The organism is Streptococcus parasanguinis CC87K, from assembly GCF_000507765.1.
Lineage (GTDB): Bacteria > Bacillota > Bacilli > Lactobacillales > Streptococcaceae > Streptococcus > Streptococcus parasanguinis_J.
In genome coordinates, this window is record NZ_KI669405.1 from 1 (window position 1) to 15,030 (window position 15,030).

Genomic DNA, 15,030 nt, shown 5'->3' on the forward strand with positions numbered 1-15,030 from the left:
CGGAGACAGTGTCTGACGGGCAGTTTGACTGGGGCGGTCGCCTCCTAAAAGGTAACGGAGGCGCCCAAAGGTTCCCTCAGAATGGTTGGAAATCATTCGCAGAGTGTAAAGGTATAAGGGAGCTTGACTGCGAGAGCTACAACTCGAGCAGGGACGAAAGTCGGGCTTAGTGATCCGGTGGTTCCGTATGGAAGGGCCATCGCTCAACGGATAAAAGCTACCCTGGGGATAACAGGCTTATCTCCCCCAAGAGTTCACATCGACGGGGAGGTTTGGCACCTCGATGTCGGCTCGTCGCATCCTGGGGCTGTAGTCGGTCCCAAGGGTTGGGCTGTTCGCCCATTAAAGCGGCACGCGAGCTGGGTTCAGAACGTCGTGAGACAGTTCGGTCCCTATCCGTCGCGGGCGTAGGAAATTTGAGAGGATCTGCTCCTAGTACGAGAGGACCAGAGTGGACTTACCGCTGGTGTACCAGTTGTCTCGCCAGAGGCATCGCTGGGTAGCTATGTAGGGAAGGGATAAACGCTGAAAGCATCTAAGTGTGAAACCCACCTCAAGATGAGATTTCCCATGATTTTATATCAGTAAGAGCCCTGAGAGAAGATCAGGTAGATAGGTTAGGAGTGGAAGTTGTGTGAGCAATGGAGCGGACTAATACTAATAGCTCGAGGACTTATCCAAAGAGTCAGAAGATATTGACAACGAAAGGTTAACTTGTTAGAATATAGATGTTCAATTTTGAATGTTTAATCATTCAGAGTTAAGTGACGATAGCCTAGGAGATACACCTGTACCCATGCCGAACACAGCAGTTAAGCCCTAGAACGCCGGAAGTAGTTGGGGGTTGCCCCCTGTGAGATAAGGTAGTCGCTTAGCTTTTTTCCGCCATAGCTCAGTTGGTAGTAGCGCATGACTGTTAATCATGATGTCGTAGGTTCGAGTCCTACTGGCGGAGTATAGGAATTAGACCAGTGGGCTGGTCTTTTTTATTTTTATTTTTTTCAAAACCTAGATTGTTTGTTTTGATCTGCCATGTGAAGTCACGATATCTGAAACTTTTATGTTTTCTTGATAGTATGCTCTATCATTACAAGCTCGTTTGTGGTAAGATGAGTATGAGTCATTTATGTAAGTTCCTTTCAGACAAATGTTGTGTTTATCTGTTCCTAATATCAATGGCTTTTTCTGTCTAGCTTAATTTTACAAATTGGGAAATATAAAAGCTCCGTTATAAAAACGGAGCTTTTATACTTTTAGTTATTTGGAAAAAATGCATTATATAAGGCTTTAATGGCTTTTTCTTCTTGATCTTTACTTACAACGAACATAATAGAAACCTCACTAGACCCTTGTGAGATCATTTGAATATTAATTTCATTTTCTGACAGTGCCTTAGCTGCGGTTGCGGTAACCCCTACTTGGCTCTTCATTTTTTCACCAACAATCATAATGATTGAAAGATCATGTTCAATTTCAGCTGTGTCAACTTCGAGTTTTTGTGTCAATTGTTTCAAAATTTCTTGTTCTTTGATCGGAGTCAGTTCACGTGAACGCAAAATGATAGACAAGTCATCGATTCCAGTTGGCATATGTTCCCAACTAATATTGAGATCTTCTAAAATTTGAAGGACTTTTCGACCAAAACCGACTTCGCGGTTCATGAGGTATTTGGTAGTGTTGATACTAACGAATCCTGAATCACCTGCAATTCCTACAACAGTCACATGATCATTTGAATGTTCCAAAACAATTCGGGTTCCTGGGTGGTCTGGATTATTTGTATTTTTAATGACTAATGGAATTTTACCTCTGTATGCTGGAACGAGTGCTTCATCATGTAAGACTGAAAAACCTGCATAGGCTAATTCACGCATTTCCTTGTAAGTTAATTCAGGAATTGAATGTGGGTGTTTAATAATACCTGGATGTGCTGCAAAGATACCATTTACATCTGTAAAGTTTTCGTATAAGTCTGCTTTTACGCCAGCTGCAATGATAGATCCTGTAATGTCAGATCCACCACGAGAAAATGTACAAATGTCCCCATCTTGGGTAACACCAAAGAACCCTGGAATGACAATTACTTCACTTGCATCTTTTAGTTCTTCAATTTTATCGTAACTAGAAGGTAAAATACGAGCGTTGGAAGGTTCTGCGGTGACTGTAATTCCTGCTTCTTTTGGATGGATATATTTTGCTTCTAATCCATTTTGATTAAAATAGGCAGCTATGAGTTTAGCGTTGTTATTTTCACCGGCTGCCAAAAATGCATCGTATGTAAATGGATTTCCTTTTTTAGGCAAATTTGTCAGATCATAGATATTTTCAGCAATTTCTTGAATGATAGAATCTTTGAGTCCCAATTCTTCTGTAATGGCACGATAACGCTCAATAATCCACTGTTGTGTTTGCGTAACATCTTTATCTGAAGTGAATTCTTTATAATAACGGATCAGTGCATCTGTTACTTTTGTATCTTCTGCATTTCGCTTACCAGGAGCTGATACAACTACAAATCTTCTTTCTGGATCATCTTTAATGATATTAAGTACTTTTTTTAATTGTGGAGCTGATGCTAGAGAACTTCCACCGAATTTAGTTACTTTCATATTTTCTCCTTAATAGTTTCATTAATACATTATACCAAAGTTCAGTTATTGATACAATGTATTTACAGATAGGGCATAAAATAATTGATTCTGTAGAAGAGAGAAATTGTAATTATTCAAATTTTACAATTTTGTTACATCTTATAGATATATTTTACTATTTTTGTTTTTTGTGGTAAGATATGTTATAATTCAAAAGTTTTAATATCAAAATATTTTATATTTAAATAAAAGGAGTCTGTGATGTTTGAAACAATTTTGTATTCTGTCGAAAACGACCTCGCGATAATCTCTTTAAATCGTCCTGAAGTATCCAATGGTTTTAACATTCCAATGTGTCAGGAAATTTTAGCTGCCTTGGAAGATGCAGAAAAAAATGAGGAAGTTAAATTCATTATTCTATCAGCAGAAGGGAAAATCTTTTCAGTTGGTGGAGATTTGAGCGAAATGAAACGCGCAGTCGATGCGGATGATATCGAGTCTCTTGTTTTAATTGCCGAATTAGTTAATACAATTTCAAAGAAAATTAAGCAATTACCAAAACCGGTTATTATGGTAGCAGATGGAGCGGTTGCTGGAGCAGCTGCTAACATTGCAGTAGCTGTTGATTTTTGTATTATTAGTGATCGTACTAAATTTATCCAAGCCTTTGTTGGGGTTGGTTTAGCACCGGATGCGGGTGGGTTATTCTTGTTAGGAAAAGCCATTGGCATGTCTCGGGCTACTCATTTAGTAATGACGGGTGAAGCCTTGACTGCTGAAAAGGCATTTGATTATGGTCTAGCTTATCGTGTTTGTGAATCTGAAAAACTCGATAAAACCGTTGAGCAATTGCTTAAAAAATTAAGAAGAGGATCTTCAAATTCTTATGCTGCCATGAAAGAAATGGTTTGGGAAGCATTCTTGAAAGAATGGGACCAATATGCGGGTCTTGAATTGGATTTGCAAAAGAAACTAGCATTTACAGAAGATTTCAAGGAGGGGGTTATTGCCTACTCTGAGAAACGTCGGCCACAATTTAAAGGAAAATAAATTTGTAATTTTTCTATGTTTTGTGAAAAAATGCTTGCAAATTATTTTCATTTTTGATAAAATTTGACTATCAAAGTAAAATTAGGAGGTGGAGTTTTGAATTACCAATTAGTTAACGACTATTTAACATCCATCTTTAATAATGTTTTGGTTATTGAGGAGTCGAGCCTAAGAGCAAGTCGATTCAAAGATGTTTCTATTAAAGAAATGCATACGATCGATGTGATTGGTTCGACACCGAATGCAACCCCGAGTGATATTTCACGGGAGTTGATGGTGACTTTGGGGACTGTCACGACAAGTTTGAATAATCTTGAGCGCAAAGGGTATATCGAAAGAAGAAGATCGGAAGTTGATCGCCGGGTTGTACACTTGAGTTTAACGAAGAACGGTCGTCTACTTTATCGTCTTCATCAGCAATTCCATAAACGGATGGTCAACCAGATTATTGGAGATATGAGTCCCGAAGAGAAGAAAGTGATGCAAAAAGGATTGCAAAATCTGTATCGTTTCTTGGAGGAAATTAAATAATGGTCTTTGCTAAAATTAGTCAAGTTGCTCATTATGCACCTGACCAAGTCGTATCAAATGATGATTTGGCTGAGATCATGGATACAAGTGATGAATGGATCAGTAGTCGGACAGGTATCCTTCGGCGTCACATTTCAAAAGATGAGACAACAAGTGACCTAGCAACAGTTGTTGCACAAAGATTATTAGCAAAAGCAAACTTAGATGCTGAGGAAATTGATTTCATCGTTGTTGCTTCGATTACACCAGATAGCTTAATGCCATCAACTGCAGCCCGGGTACAAGCTAATATTGGAGCTTCTCGAGCTTTTGCATTTGATCTGACTGCAGCATGTAGCGGATTTGTATTTGCATTAGCCACTGCTGAAAAATACATTTCTTCAGGGATGTACCGGCGAGGGATTGTGATCGGTAGTGAGACGCTTTCAAAAGTATTAGACTGGTCAGATCGCTCTACTTCAGTACTTTTTGGAGATGGAGCTGGCGGTGTTTTGCTTGAAGCGAGCGATCAAAAATCGTTTTTGTCTGAAAATCTCTTTACGGATGGTAGCCGAGGTTCTAGTCTTGAATCTTGCTATTTGGGTCTGTCTTCTCCTTATTCAGAGGAAATTACCGATCGAAGATATCTGACGATGGATGGACGGGCGGTTTTTGATTTTGCTATTCGTGATGTCACGAAAAGCATTCAAAAGATTATAGCAGACGCCTCTATGGAAGCAGAAGAGATTGACTATTTTCTTTTACATCAGGCGAATGACCGAATGTTAGATAAGATGTCAAAAAAACTGGGTGTCTCTAGAGAGAAGATCCCAGCAAATATGATGGAATATGGGAACACTAGTGCTGCTAGTATCCCCATTCTATTATCGGAGTGTGTCGAGAATCATCGAATCAAGATGGATGGAAGTCAAAAAATTCTTCTTACAGGATTCGGTGGAGGTTTGACATGGGGCACACTTCTTGTTACAATCTAGTTAAACATGTGGAAACACATTTTAAAAATTTATATATTATTTTTTAAGGAGGCCTGTCATGGCAGTATTTGAAAAAGTACAAGAAATTATCGTTGAAGAACTTGGTAAAGAACCATCAGAAGTAACTCTTGAATCTACATTCGAAGATTTAGAAGCTGATTCATTGGATTTGTTCCAAGTGATCTCTGAAATCGAAGATGCTTTTGATATCCAAATCGAAACTGAAGAAGGATTGTCTACAGTTGGTGATCTTGTCGCTTACGTAGAAGAAAAAACAAAATAATGATAGATGAGAGTATCGAAAGATATTCTCTCTTGTTTAGGTAATAGTTTGAGGCTCAAAGAAACAGTCATACAAACTCAAACTATTACTTAAGCGAAAAATGAGGTAGGTACTATGCAAACACGAATTACTGAACTATTGAACATTAAGTATCCAATCTTCCAAGGTGGGATGGCTTGGGTCGCTGATGGTGACTTGGCCGGAGCGGTATCAAATGCCGGTGGTCTTGGAATCATTGGTGGCGGAAACGCTCCAAAGGAAGTTGTTAAGGCTAACATTGATAAGGTGAAGTCTATTACAGATAAACCTTTTGGTGTGAATATCATGCTCTTGTCCCCATTTGCGGATGACATTGTTGACCTGGTGATTGAAGAAGGTGTAAAAGTTGTTACAACTGGTGCTGGAAATCCAGGGAAATACATGGATCGTTTCCATGAAGCAGGGATCACTGTCATTCCAGTGGTTCCGTCTGTTGCACTTGCAAAACGGATGGAAAAATTGGGCGCTGATGCAGTGATTGCAGAAGGAATGGAAGCTGGAGGTCACATTGGTAAATTGACGACCATGACCTTGGTTCGCCAAGTGGTTGAAGCTGTTTCTATTCCAGTAATTGGTGCTGGAGGAGTCGCTGATGGTGCCGGTGCTGCAGCTGTCTTTATGTTAGGTGCTGCAGCTGTTCAGGTGGGAACTCGTTTCGTGGTTGCAAAAGAATCCAATGCTCACCAAAACTTTAAGAATAAAATCTTGAAAGCAAAAGATATCGATACTGTAGTTTCTGCATCTGTTGTTGGACACCCTGTTCGTGCGATCAAAAATAAATTGGCTTCTGCCTATAACCAAGCTGAAAAAGATTTCTTGGCAGGTAAGAAGACTCAAGAAGAAATTGAAGAATTAGGAGCAGGAGCCCTTCGCAATGCTGTTGTTGATGGAGATGTTGACAATGGATCTGTAATGGCAGGCCAAATTGCAGGTCTTGTAAGCAAGGAAGAAACTTGTGCTGAAATTCTAGAAGATATCTATTATGGGGCGGCTAAAGTGATCCAAAGAGAAGCTGCTCGTTGGGCAAATGTAAAAGTCTAGTAACATCGAAAGGATTAGGATAGTGACAAAACGTGCGTTCTTATTTGCTGGTCAAGGGGCTCAGAAATTGGGCATGGCGAGCGATTTGTATGCGGCTTATCCCGTTGTCAAAGAGACATTTGATACGGCTAATCGTATTCTCGGTTATGATTTACGTGAATTGATTGATTCTAACGAAGAAAAATTGAATCAGACACGTTATACTCAACCAGCTATTTTGACAACGTCAGTAGCCATTTATCGTCTTTTAGTAGAAAATGGTATCACTCCTGATATTGTTGCCGGTCTCTCTTTGGGGGAATATTCTGCCTTAGTTGCGGCTGGAGCTCTTTCGTTTGAAGATGCAGTAGCTTTGGTTGCGAAACGTGGTGAATTCATGGAAACAGCAGCTCCTGCTGGAAGTGGGAAAATGGTTGCTGTTATGAATACAGATCCAAGTTTGATCGAAGAGATTTGTCAACAAGCATCTGAAAAGGGTGTAGTGACACCGGCTAACTACAATACACCCGCACAAATTGTGATTGGTGGTGAGGTTACGGCTGTGGATTATGCTGTGGAACTATTGAAGGAAGCAGGTGCCAAACGCTTGATCCCTTTGAATGTGTCAGGTCCATTCCACACAGCCTTACTGGAATCTGCTAGTCAAAAATTGGCGGCTGAACTAGAAAAAGTATCATTTAATGATTTTGATCTTCCTTTAGTTGGGAATACAGAAGCTACTATCATGAAGTCAGAAGATGTGAAAGCACTTTTGGCCCGTCAAGTAAAAGAACCGGTTCGTTTCTATGATTCAATTGCTACGATTCAAGACTTTGGTGTAGATGAGGTCATCGAGATCGGACCTGGAAAAGTCTTGTCAGGATTCTTGAAGAAAATTGATAAAACTCTTCCAACTCATAACGTCGAAGATCAGGCTAGTCTAGATGCACTTCTGAATGCTTAAAACGAGGTAAAGATGGAACTTAAAAATAAAAATGTTTTTGTAACAGGTTCAACACGCGGAATTGGATTAGCTGTGGCTCATAAATTTGCGAGTCTCGGTGCCAATGTTGTCCTAAATGGACGTTCTGAAATTTCTGAGGACTTGCTTGCACAGTTTGCTGACTATGGTGTGACTGTTGTTGGTATTTCTGGGGATATTTCTAATGGCGAAGATGCGCAACGTATGGTGGCTGAAGCAATTGAAAAGCTTGGAAGTGTTGATGTTTTGGTCAATAACGCTGGCATCACAAACGACAAGTTGATGTTGAAAATGACTGAAGAAGATTTTGAACGGGTCTTGAAAATCAACTTGACCGGTGCCTTTAATATGACACAAGCTGTCTTAAAACCAATGTCTAAGGCTCGTCAAGGTGCCATCATCAATATGTCATCTGTTGTAGGTCTCATGGGGAATATTGGTCAAGCTAACTATGCGGCTTCAAAAGCTGGTTTGATTGGTTTTACAAAATCAGTTGCGCGTGAAGTTGCGGCTCGTGGTGTCCGTGTCAATGCTATTGCTCCTGGTTTCATTGAATCAGATATGACTGACGCTATTCCAGAGAAAATGAAAGATGCTATGATTGCTCAAGTGCCAATGAAACGTATTGGTCAAGCAGAAGAAGTGGCTGAAGTTGCAGCATTCTTGGCTAGTCAAGAATATCTCACAGGTCAAACCATCGCTATTGATGGTGGTATGACCATGCAATAATTGAATATCAATATCAAAAAAATCATTTATTAGAATATCCATCCGACAAAAGGAGAATATATATGTCTACAAATCGTGTTGTTGTTACAGGTTACGGCGTAACCTCACCAATCGGTAATACACCAGAAGAATTTTGGAACAGTCTTCATGACGGTAAAATTGGTATCAAACCAATTACGAAGTTCGATGCTTCTGAAATTCCAGTCTTTAACGCTGGTGAAATCCAAGATTTCCCGTTCGATAAGTACTTTGTGAAAAAAGATACTAACCGTATGGACACTTACTCACTTTATGCGATTTATGCTGCTATGGAAGCTCTTGAAAATTCAGGCTTGAACATGGAAGAAGAAGATCGTGATCGTGTTGGTGTCATCGTGTCATCTGGTATCGGTGGTCTTCAAGAACTTGAAGATCAAATCATTCGTATGCACGAACGTGGGATGAAACGTATCAAACCAATGTTTATCCCTAAAGCACTTTCAAACATGGGTGCTGGTAACATTGCTCTTAAAATTGGTGCTCAAGGGGTATGTAAATCAGTGACGACTGCTTGTGCCTCTGCCAATGATGCAATCGGTGAAGCCTTCCGTGAAATTAAATTCGGTTTGCATGATGTTGTCTTGGCTGGTGGTGCTGAAGCTTCAATCACTAAGATTGGTATTGGTGGTTTCAATGCTCTTACAGCACTTTCAACAACAGAGGATCCAGAACGTTCATCAATTCCATTTGATAAAGACCGTAATGGTTTTGTTATGGGTGAAGGTGCAGGGGTTCTCGTTATCGAAAGCTTGGAACATGCCCAAAAACGTGGTGCTAACATCTTGGCTGAGATTGTTGGTTACGGATCAAACTGTGATGCCTACCATATGACAACGCCAACACCAGACGGTTCAGGTGCTGCAAAAGCGATTAAATTGGCGATCAATGAAGCTGGTATCAAGCCTGAAGATGTCGATTATGTCAATGCACATGGTACATCTACACCTGCCAATGAAAAAGGTGAAAGTGGAGCTATCGTTTCTGTACTTGGTAAAGAAGTTCCTGTATCATCTACTAAATCATTTACTGGTCACTTGCTTGGTGCTGCTGGTGCAGTTGAGGCGATTGCTACCATCGAAGCTATTCGTCATAGCTTTGTACCAAAAACGGCTGGGACCAAAGAATTGTCTGACTACATTGAAGCCAATGTTGTTTATGGTGAAGGCCAAGAAGCTGATATTCAGTACGCTATCTCAAACACCTTTGGTTTTGGAGGACACAATGCTGTTCTGGCCTTTAAACGTTGGGAGGGTTAATTCATGAATATTTCTGAAATCAAAGATTTGTTGGCTCAATTTGATGCGTCAACTTTGCGTGAATTCTCATATAAAAATAACGGCGAAGAATTGAATTTGAGTAAAAACCAAACTAGTTCAGTTGCGGCTACACCGGTAGCCCCTGCGGTTGAAGTGGTAGCGGCCCCTCAAACTCCTGCAGTAGCCCCTGTTGTTGAAGCACCAGCAACTCCAGCTGTAGCGGCTGAAACAGTTGCTGCTCCAGCTCAAGAGGCTGAAGGTGATGTCGTTGAAAGTCCATTGGTTGGTGTGGCTTACTTGTCACCAGCTCCGGATAAACCAGCCTTCGTATCTGTAGGAGACAAGGTCACTAAGGGTCAAACACTCTTAATTATCGAAGCCATGAAAGTGATGAATGAAGTCCCAGCACCTAAAGATGGGGTGGTCACTGAAATTTTGGTAACGAATGAAGAAATGGTTGAATTTGGAAAAGGATTGGTTCGAATTAAATGACAATTGATATAAATGCTATTCGTGAGGCTTTGCCGCATCGTTACCCAATGCTTTTGGTGGATCGCGTTTTAGAAACAAGCGAAGATACGATTGTTGCCATTAAAAACGTGACAATTAATGAACCATTTTTTAATGGACATTTTCCACAGTATCCTGTTATGCCAGGTGTTCTCATCATGGAAGCTTTGGCACAAACAGCAGGTGTACTAGAGTTGTCAAAACCTGAAAATAAAGGGAAATTAGTCTTTTATGCAGGGATGGACAAGGTGAAGTTTAAAAAACAAGTCGTTCCAGGAGATCAACTGGTGATGACAGCTACTTTTGTCAAACGTCGTGGAACAATTGCTGTTGTTGAAGCGAAAGCAGAGGTAGATGGTAAGCTTGCAGCTTCAGGAACACTTACTTTTGCAATTGGAAATTAAGAAAGGCCTATCTATGTTTCGTAAGATCTTAATCGCCAATCGTGGTGAGATTGCAGTTCGCATTATTCGTGCAGCTCGTGAACTTGGCATCGAGACGGTTGCGGTGTATTCTACTGCTGATAAAGAAGCCTTGCATACCTTACTAGCGGATGAAGCAGTCTGTATTGGACCTGCTAAATCAACAGAATCTTATTTAAATATGAGTGCTGTCTTGTCTGCTGCTGTTTTAACAGGTGCAGAAGCCATTCATCCTGGTTTTGGGTTTTTAAGTGAAAACTCAAAATTTGCAACCATGTGTGAGGAAGTAGGCATTAAATTTATCGGTCCATCTGCTAAAGTCATGGATATGATGGGGGATAAGATTAATGCTCGTAAACAGATGATCAAAGCAGGAGTACCTGTTATTCCTGGATCAGATGGTGAAGTGTATACTGCTGAAGAAGCCCTCGAGATTGCCGAACGCATCGGTTATCCTGTGATGTTGAAAGCATCTGCGGGAGGCGGTGGTAAAGGAATTCGGAAGGTTGAAAAACCAGAGGATCTGGTTGCTGCTTTTGAATCAGCTTCCTCAGAAGCTCAAGCTGCTTTTGGGAATGGTGCCATGTATATGGAGCGGGTGATTTATCCTGCACGCCACATTGAAGTACAAATTTTAGCGGATCAGCATGGACATGTCGTTCACTTAGGTGAACGTGATTGCTCTCTTCAACGGAACAATCAAAAAGTTCTAGAAGAATCCCCTTCGATTGCCATCGGAAAAACGCTTCGCAATCGCATTGGTTCTGCTGCTGTTCGGGCAGCTGAGTCAGTTGGATATGAGAATGCTGGAACGATTGAATTCTTGTATGATGAAGGCAAGGGTGAGTTCTACTTCATGGAAATGAATACCCGTGTGCAAGTAGAGCATCCTGTTACAGAATTTGTAACAGGAGTTGATATCGTTAAGGAACAGATTAAAATCGCAGCTGGCCAAGAATTATCCGTTACTCAAGAGGATATTGTCATTAAAGGCCATGCGATTGAATGCCGGATCAATGCGGAAAATCCTTCCTTCAACTTTGCACCAAGCCCAGGTAAGATCACTAATCTCTATCTTCCAAGTGGTGGGGTTGGCTTGCGTGTGGATTCTGCTGTGTATCCTGGTTATACGATTCCGCCATACTATGATAGTATGATTGCCAAGATCATTGTCCATGGGGAAAATCGCTTTGATGCACTGATGAAAATGCAGCGTGCTCTTTATGAGTTGGAAATCGATGGTGTCACCACCAATAGTAATTTCCAGTTGGATTTGATCTCAGATTCGCATGTGATCGCTGGTGATTACGACACTGCATTTTTGATGGAACAATTCCTTCCAAATTATAATAAGGAATGATGAAAAAGCCTGGAGTTGTGAGGGAAGTATGAACATCATCTTCACAGTTTCAGGCTTTTATAGTAATGCTGCAGATACTGTAGCATATTATAAGGAGTAAGTAATGGCATTATTTTCTAAAAAAGATAAATATATTCGGATCAATCCGAATAGGTCAGCCTGGAAGGAGCCTCAGCCAAAACCTGAAGTTCCTGATGAACTATTTTCACAATGCCCAGGTTGTAAACATACCATTTACCAAAAGGATTTAGGTAGTGAGCGTGTCTGCCCGAATTGTGGCTATACCTTCCGTATTTCTGCTAAAGAACGCTTGGCGCTGACAGTGGATCCAGCTAGCTTTGAAGAAATGTTTACAGGAATCGAAACGACAGATCCTTTGAATTTCCCAAATTATAAGAAGAAACTAGCAGCAGTGCGGGAAATGACAGGACTGGATGAAGCTGTCCTGACTGGAACTGCCTTGATTAAAGGTCAAAAAGTTGCGCTTGGGATCATGGATTCCAACTTTATCATGGCTTCAATGGGTTCTGTAGTAGGCGAAAAAATTACTCGTTTATTTGAATTTGCGACAAAAGAAAAATTGCCAGTTGTTCTTTTTACCGCTTCCGGTGGTGCTCGGATGCAAGAAGGAATCGTGAGTTTGATGCAAATGGCAAAAATTTCTGCGGCTGTTCAACGCCATTCCAAAGAAAAATTATTCTATTTGACGGTATTGACAGATCCGACAACTGGTGGGGTGACAGCCTCATTTGCTATGGAAGGTGATATTATCATGGCAGAGAGTCAAGCCTTGGTCGGGTTTGCTGGTCGACGCGTGATCGAATCAACTGTGCGTGAAAAATTGCCTGATGATTTCCAAAAAGCAGAATTTCTACAAGAACATGGATTTGTAGACTTGATCGTGGAGAGAAGTCAAATCCGAGCGACAGTTGGACAATTATTAGCCCTTCATGGAGGTAAACATGAGTAAAATAACACAGATTATTAAAGAAGCACGTGACCAAGGAAGATTGACTGCGCTTGATTTTGCTCAAGGAATTTTTGATGATTTTATCGAATTGCATGGAGATCGAAACTTCCGTGATGATGGTGCGGTGATTGGTGGGATTGGACGCTTAGGCGATCAAACGGTTACAGTCGTTGGAATCCAAAAAGGAAAAAATCTTCAGGATAATCTAAAACGTAATTTTGGGCAACCACATCCAGAAGGCTATCGAAAAGCTTTGCGTCTCATGAAGCAAGCGGAGAAATTTGGCCGTCCAGTTGTGACCTTTATCAATACAGCGGGTGCTTATCCCGGTGTTGGTGCTGAAGAACGAGGACAAGGGGAAGCCATTGCCCGCAACCTCATGGAAATGAGTGATCTAAAAGTTCCAATTATCGCGATTATCATCGGAGAAGGTGGCTCTGGTGGTGCCTTGGCTCTTGCTGTGGCAGATAAGGTCTGGATGCTTGAGAACTCCATCTATGCGGTCTTGAGTCCAGAAGGTTTTGCCTCTATTCTTTGGAAAGATGGAAGTCGTGCCATGGAAGCAGCAGAGTTGATGAAGATTACTTCTCACGAATTGTTAAATATGGAAATTGTCGATAAGGTGATTCCCGAGCATGGATTTTCAAATGGAGAACTACTGGCTCAAGTGAAGAAGGAATTACAGGAAGAGTTAAAGGTTTTACAAGCCTTGCCTCTCGAAGATCTTTTGGAGCAACGCTACCAACGTTTTCGTAAATATTAAAAAACTGAGCTTGCAATTTGCAAGACTCAGTTTTTTTAAACTTTATTTTGGTGCGATGACTTCTGCGCCACCCATGTATGGGCGAAGGACTTCTGGAATGGTCACAGAACCGTCTTCGTTTTGATAGTTTTCAAGAATAGCAGCAACGGTACGTCCGACAGCCAACCCAGAACCGTTCAAAGTGTGAAGGAGTTTTACCTTGCCATCTGCTTCATCACGGTAGCGGATTTGCGCACGGCGAGCTTGGAAATCTTCTGTATTGGAACAGCTTGAGATTTCACGGTAGGTGTTTTGCGCTGGAATCCATACTTCTAAGTCGTAAGTCTTGGCAGCTGAGAAGCCCATGTCTCCAGTGGAGAGAGCTACCACACGGTATGGAAGGTTCAGTTTTTGAAGGATATTTTCAGCATTGATAACCATTTTTTCCAATTCATCATATGATTCTTCTGGCTTGGCAAATTTCACCATTTCAACCTTATGGAATTGGTGCAAACGGATCAATCCACGGGTATCACGACCGGCTGAACCAGCTTCTGAACGGAATGATGGACTCATAGCGGTGAAGTAGATTGGAAGGTCTTTTCCATCAAGAATTTCTTCGCGGTAGTAGTTCGTCAAAGGAACTTCAGCAGTTGGAATGAGGACATAATTAGTATCGCTAAGTTCAAAAGTATCTTCCTTGAATTTTGGATATTGTCCAGTACCAAACATAGAATCATGGTTGACCATGTAGGGTGTGATGACTTCAGTGTAGCCTTCCTTGCCATGTTCGTCCAACATGAAGTTGTAGATAGCGCGTTCTAAGCGAGCTCCAAGACCTTTGTAGAAGAGGAAACGAGCACCAGTAACTTTAGCCCCGCGTTCCCAGTCAAGGATATCAAGGCCTTCTCCTAAATCCCAGTGAGCTTTTGGTTCGAAGCCAAATTCGCGCGGTGTTCCCCAACGACGAACCTCAACGTTGTCATCCTCATCTGCTCCAACAGGGACACTATCAGCAGGGATGTTTGGAAGGGTAGTAGTGAATTCAGTTAATTTGGCATCGATTTCAGCCAATTCTGTATCCAATGCTTTGACTTCTGCAGAGAGGGTTTGCATGGCAGCAATCTTATCATCTGCATTTTCTTTGTTGCGTTTAGCTTGTGCGATTTCAGCAGATACAGTGTTACGCTCTGCTTTGAGATTTTCTACTTTGACTAAGATATCTCGACGTTTGGCATCGATTTCTTTCATTTCATTCAAAATAGCTGCATCTACGCCACGTGTTGCCAATTTTTTAGCAACCGCATCAAAGTCTGTACGAATCCGTTTAATATCTAACATAGCTTCTCCTTTAACAAAAAACACACCTGTTAGAGTGTTGGAGTGGCAGAGCCACGGTTCCATCCAACTTCACAGGTGTGCACTTGATTCGATATTGTATTTTAAAGAAACGGTAGAATTTCAATTAAGATTTCTATCTGCTCGCAGTAACCGCAGACTTTCTGAAAGAGACTCTTAACTTACTTATCCGT

15 protein-coding genes, 1 tRNA gene, 2 rRNA genes and 1 pseudogene are annotated in these 15,030 nt (G+C 41.1%); 16 read left to right on the forward strand and 3 right to left on the reverse strand.

Annotation, left to right across the window (positions count from 1 at the left end; all coding sequences use genetic code 11):
- From HMPREF1195_RS10000 to HMPREF1195_RS10010, 3 genes are all read left to right on the forward strand, one after another.
- A 23S ribosomal RNA gene (locus tag HMPREF1195_RS10000) occupies nucleotides 1-681 on the forward strand; the annotation flags it as partial.
- Nucleotides 682-760: 79 nt separating this feature from the next.
- Nucleotides 761-876: ribosomal RNA gene (gene rrf / locus HMPREF1195_RS10005) — 5S ribosomal RNA — on the forward strand.
- A gap of 5 nt (nucleotides 877-881) precedes the next feature.
- Nucleotides 882-955: transfer RNA gene (locus HMPREF1195_RS10010), tRNA-Asn, on the forward strand.
- Between the two features lie 56 nt (nucleotides 956-1,011).
- Here HMPREF1195_RS10010 and HMPREF1195_RS11470 read toward each other — a convergent pair.
- Nucleotides 1,012-1,124, reverse strand: a pseudogene (locus HMPREF1195_RS11470) (IS30 family transposase); the annotation flags it as partial.
- Between the two features lie 129 nt (nucleotides 1,125-1,253).
- Nucleotides 1,254-2,609: an aspartate kinase gene (locus tag HMPREF1195_RS10015; protein ID WP_023920204.1), complete on the reverse strand. Its 1,356-nt coding sequence runs from the start codon at nucleotides 2,607-2,609 to the stop codon at nucleotides 1,254-1,256.
- 240 nt (nucleotides 2,610-2,849) lie between these two features.
- Between HMPREF1195_RS10015 and HMPREF1195_RS10020 the strand changes: the two genes are divergently transcribed.
- The 13 genes from HMPREF1195_RS10020 to HMPREF1195_RS10080 all read left to right on the forward strand — a co-directional run bounded on the left by HMPREF1195_RS10020 (nucleotide 2,850) and on the right by HMPREF1195_RS10080 (nucleotide 13,519).
- Nucleotides 2,850-3,641: an enoyl-CoA hydratase gene (locus tag HMPREF1195_RS10020; RefSeq protein ID WP_037599913.1), complete on the forward strand. Its 792-nt coding sequence runs from the start codon at nucleotides 2,850-2,852 to the stop codon at nucleotides 3,639-3,641.
- A 96-nt stretch (nucleotides 3,642-3,737) separates the two neighbouring features.
- Nucleotides 3,738-4,172, forward strand: coding sequence for a fatty acid biosynthesis transcriptional regulator FabT (gene fabT / locus HMPREF1195_RS10025; RefSeq protein ID WP_003003993.1), 435 nt, complete (start codon nucleotides 3,738-3,740; stop codon nucleotides 4,170-4,172).
- The gene (locus tag HMPREF1195_RS10030) at nucleotides 4,172-5,146 is read left to right on the forward strand and encodes a beta-ketoacyl-ACP synthase III (RefSeq protein ID WP_023920208.1); all 975 of its coding nucleotides are present in this window, start codon (nucleotides 4,172-4,174) and stop codon (nucleotides 5,144-5,146) included. The genes fabT and HMPREF1195_RS10030 overlap by 1 nt, the downstream gene beginning before the upstream one ends.
- Before the next feature lie 58 nt (nucleotides 5,147-5,204).
- Nucleotides 5,205-5,429 carry an acyl carrier protein gene (locus HMPREF1195_RS10035; protein ID WP_003003892.1) on the forward strand — a complete coding sequence of 75 codons (225 nt, stop codon included), beginning with the start codon at nucleotides 5,205-5,207 and terminating at the stop codon, nucleotides 5,427-5,429.
- Nucleotides 5,430-5,543: 114 nt separating this feature from the next.
- Nucleotides 5,544-6,509 carry an enoyl-[acyl-carrier-protein] reductase FabK gene (fabK, locus tag HMPREF1195_RS10040; protein ID WP_023920210.1) on the forward strand — a complete coding sequence of 322 codons (966 nt, stop codon included), beginning with the start codon at nucleotides 5,544-5,546 and terminating at the stop codon, nucleotides 6,507-6,509.
- A gap of 22 nt (nucleotides 6,510-6,531) precedes the next feature.
- On the forward strand, nucleotides 6,532-7,452 hold the full coding sequence (gene fabD / locus HMPREF1195_RS10045; protein WP_023920212.1) for an ACP S-malonyltransferase: 921 nt from the start codon (nucleotides 6,532-6,534) through the stop codon (nucleotides 7,450-7,452).
- A 12-nt stretch (nucleotides 7,453-7,464) separates the two neighbouring features.
- Complete coding sequence (gene fabG / locus HMPREF1195_RS10050) at nucleotides 7,465-8,199, forward strand: 3-oxoacyl-[acyl-carrier-protein] reductase (RefSeq protein ID WP_023920214.1); 735 nt, start codon at nucleotides 7,465-7,467, stop codon at nucleotides 8,197-8,199.
- Nucleotides 8,200-8,261: 62 nt separating this feature from the next.
- Nucleotides 8,262-9,494, forward strand: coding sequence for a beta-ketoacyl-ACP synthase II (fabF, locus tag HMPREF1195_RS10055; protein WP_023920216.1), 1,233 nt, complete (start codon nucleotides 8,262-8,264; stop codon nucleotides 9,492-9,494).
- A 3-nt stretch (nucleotides 9,495-9,497) separates the two neighbouring features.
- Nucleotides 9,498-9,986 (forward strand): acetyl-CoA carboxylase biotin carboxyl carrier protein, encoded by a 489-nt coding sequence (gene accB / locus HMPREF1195_RS10060; RefSeq protein ID WP_023920218.1) that lies wholly within the window; start codon nucleotides 9,498-9,500, stop codon nucleotides 9,984-9,986.
- On the forward strand, nucleotides 9,983-10,408 hold the full coding sequence (fabZ, locus tag HMPREF1195_RS10065; protein WP_003004019.1) for a 3-hydroxyacyl-ACP dehydratase FabZ: 426 nt from the start codon (nucleotides 9,983-9,985) through the stop codon (nucleotides 10,406-10,408). The genes accB and fabZ overlap by 4 nt, the downstream gene beginning before the upstream one ends.
- Nucleotides 10,409-10,421: 13 nt before the next feature.
- Complete coding sequence (locus tag HMPREF1195_RS10070; RefSeq protein ID WP_037599933.1) at nucleotides 10,422-11,786, forward strand: acetyl-CoA carboxylase biotin carboxylase subunit; 1,365 nt, start codon at nucleotides 10,422-10,424, stop codon at nucleotides 11,784-11,786.
- 103 nt (nucleotides 11,787-11,889) lie between these two features.
- Entirely contained in the window at nucleotides 11,890-12,756 is an 867-nt protein-coding gene (accD, locus tag HMPREF1195_RS10075; protein ID WP_003003810.1) for an acetyl-CoA carboxylase, carboxyltransferase subunit beta, read from the forward strand.
- Nucleotides 12,749-13,519 carry an acetyl-CoA carboxylase carboxyl transferase subunit alpha gene (locus tag HMPREF1195_RS10080; RefSeq protein ID WP_023920222.1) on the forward strand — a complete coding sequence of 257 codons (771 nt, stop codon included), beginning with the start codon at nucleotides 12,749-12,751 and terminating at the stop codon, nucleotides 13,517-13,519. Before accD ends, HMPREF1195_RS10080 begins: the two co-directional genes overlap by 8 nt.
- Nucleotides 13,520-13,561: 42 nt before the next feature.
- Here HMPREF1195_RS10080 and serS read toward each other — a convergent pair whose 3' ends face one another.
- Nucleotides 13,562-14,839, reverse strand: coding sequence for a serine--tRNA ligase (gene serS / locus HMPREF1195_RS10085; protein WP_023920224.1), 1,278 nt, complete (start codon nucleotides 14,837-14,839; stop codon nucleotides 13,562-13,564).
- Nucleotides 14,840-15,030: the final 191 nt, after the last annotated feature.

What these genes read in the sequence shown, in the direction of transcription:
- HMPREF1195_RS10015 (WP_023920204.1), bottom strand. Translation starts at nt 2,609, where the DNA reads ATGAAAGTAACTAAATTCGGTGGAAGTTCTCTAGCATCAGCTCCACAA.
- HMPREF1195_RS10030 (WP_023920208.1), top strand. Translation starts at nt 4,172, where the DNA reads ATGGTCTTTGCTAAAATTAGTCAAGTTGCTCATTATGCACCTGACCAA.
- HMPREF1195_RS10035 (WP_003003892.1), top strand. Translation starts at nt 5,205, where the DNA reads ATGGCAGTATTTGAAAAAGTACAAGAAATTATCGTTGAAGAACTTGGT.
- fabK (WP_023920210.1), top strand. Translation starts at nt 5,544, where the DNA reads ATGCAAACACGAATTACTGAACTATTGAACATTAAGTATCCAATCTTC.
- fabG (WP_023920214.1), top strand. Translation starts at nt 7,465, where the DNA reads ATGGAACTTAAAAATAAAAATGTTTTTGTAACAGGTTCAACACGCGGA.
- fabF (WP_023920216.1), top strand. Translation starts at nt 8,262, where the DNA reads ATGTCTACAAATCGTGTTGTTGTTACAGGTTACGGCGTAACCTCACCA.
- accB (WP_023920218.1), top strand. Translation starts at nt 9,498, where the DNA reads ATGAATATTTCTGAAATCAAAGATTTGTTGGCTCAATTTGATGCGTCA.
- fabZ (WP_003004019.1), top strand. Translation starts at nt 9,983, where the DNA reads ATGACAATTGATATAAATGCTATTCGTGAGGCTTTGCCGCATCGTTAC.
- HMPREF1195_RS10070 (WP_037599933.1), top strand. Translation starts at nt 10,422, where the DNA reads ATGTTTCGTAAGATCTTAATCGCCAATCGTGGTGAGATTGCAGTTCGC.
- accD (WP_003003810.1), top strand. Translation starts at nt 11,890, where the DNA reads ATGGCATTATTTTCTAAAAAAGATAAATATATTCGGATCAATCCGAAT.
- HMPREF1195_RS10080 (WP_023920222.1), top strand. Translation starts at nt 12,749, where the DNA reads ATGAGTAAAATAACACAGATTATTAAAGAAGCACGTGACCAAGGAAGA.
- serS (WP_023920224.1), bottom strand. Translation starts at nt 14,839, where the DNA reads ATGTTAGATATTAAACGGATTCGTACAGACTTTGATGCGGTTGCTAAA.